The organism is Deltaproteobacteria bacterium, assembly GCA_009929795.1.
Classification (GTDB): Bacteria; Desulfobacterota; Desulfovibrionia; order Desulfovibrionales; family Desulfomicrobiaceae; genus RZZR01.
This window is the reverse complement of record RZZR01000367.1, coordinates 1-1,309: the sequence shown is the minus strand read 5'-3', so window position 1 is coordinate 1,309 and position 1,309 is coordinate 1. Positions and strand designations below refer to the sequence as shown.

The window sequence follows — 1,309 nt, the reverse complement described above, 5'->3', positions numbered from 1 at the left end:
CTGGAATCCTTTTCCGACTACGAGAACCGTTTGCCTCGGGGGCGGACCTACGTGCGCAACGGCTCGGTCTGTCATCTGGCCATTTCATCCGGCCGGATCGAGGCCCTGGTCAGCGGGTCTGATATCTACTCGGTCAACATCGAGGTGGAGAAACTGGCCCCATCCGTGTGGACGGCCATCAAGGATCGCTGCTCCGGCCGGATCGGTTCCATTCTGGAACTTCTCCAAGGCCAACTCTCGGACGAGGTCATGGCCGTGGTCGCCCACCGGCAGGACGGCCTTTTCCCTTTGCCTGAACAGATCGAATTCAGTTGTTCGTGTCCAGACTGGGCGTACATGTGCAAGCACGTGGCCGCAGTCTTTTACGGAATCGGCCATCGTCTGGACACGGACCCGGAGCTTCTGTTCGAATTGCGCGGAGTTGATCCCCAGGAACTGATCACCGCAGACATCGCTCTGTTCCAAGATGGATCCGACCGGGGTGCGGACACCCTCGGGGACGACGCTCTGGCCGACATCTTTGGTATCGATCTGGACACCGAAGTCATGGCCGCGCCCGTATCTCCTCAGGCTTCCAGGAAAAAGACCCGATCCGACGTCAGAACCGAGTCGGAGCCAGCGGTCCAATCCGTTTCTTCGCCCAAGTCCAAGGCGGCTCGCAAGACTTCAACATCCATTGCCAGGGCCAAGACTTCTGATCAGCCCAAGGCGGCCTGTAAACCAAAGCCTGTCAAGAAACCCGAGACGCTCGTCAAGCCCTTCACCCCAACCGGTCCGAACATCAAAAAACTCCGTCTGGCCGCCGGGCTCTCGGTGGAGGAGTTCGCTCGGCGTGTCCAAGCCTCCGTGGCCAGCGTTCATCGTTGGGAATCCATGCGTTGCACGTGCAAGCTTCATTCTCGATTTCAGGTGGCCCTGCAGGAACTGCACGCGGCTCAAGAGAAGGTCGGCCGGCAATAGAATCCATTTGCTTTTCGGGCAAAATGTCCATAGCAGCACGTGGCCGCGGCTGGAGGTTACTTCGGCCGCGGTCCATGGTATCCAAAACTGAGAGGATGAGGTAACGATCATGGACGAAATCAAAGGAAAGCCCATCGGGGTGTTCGATTCCGGAACCGGGGGGCTGACAGTGCTGCGGGCCTTGCGCAGGCGGCTTCCCCATGAGGACATGGTCTACCTGGGCGACACGGCCCGGCTGCCCTTTGGAACCAAGAGCGCGAAGACGGTGACTTCCTATGCCATGCAGGCGGCCAGATACCTGGCCGGTCAGGGGATCAAGATGCTGGTCGTGGCCTGCAACACGGCTTCG

At 59.6% G+C, this 1,309-nt stretch carries 2 protein-coding genes; both read left to right on the top strand.

All coding sequences use genetic code 11. The annotated features are described in order from the left end of the window. Window positions 1-960: hypothetical protein (locus tag EOM25_15040; protein NCC26494.1), on the top strand; the 960-nt coding region annotated here is incomplete at its 5' end. A 109-nt stretch (window positions 961-1,069) separates the two neighbouring features. After that, window positions 1,070-1,309: glutamate racemase (locus EOM25_15035; GenBank protein ID NCC26493.1), on the top strand; the 240-nt coding region annotated here is incomplete at its 3' end.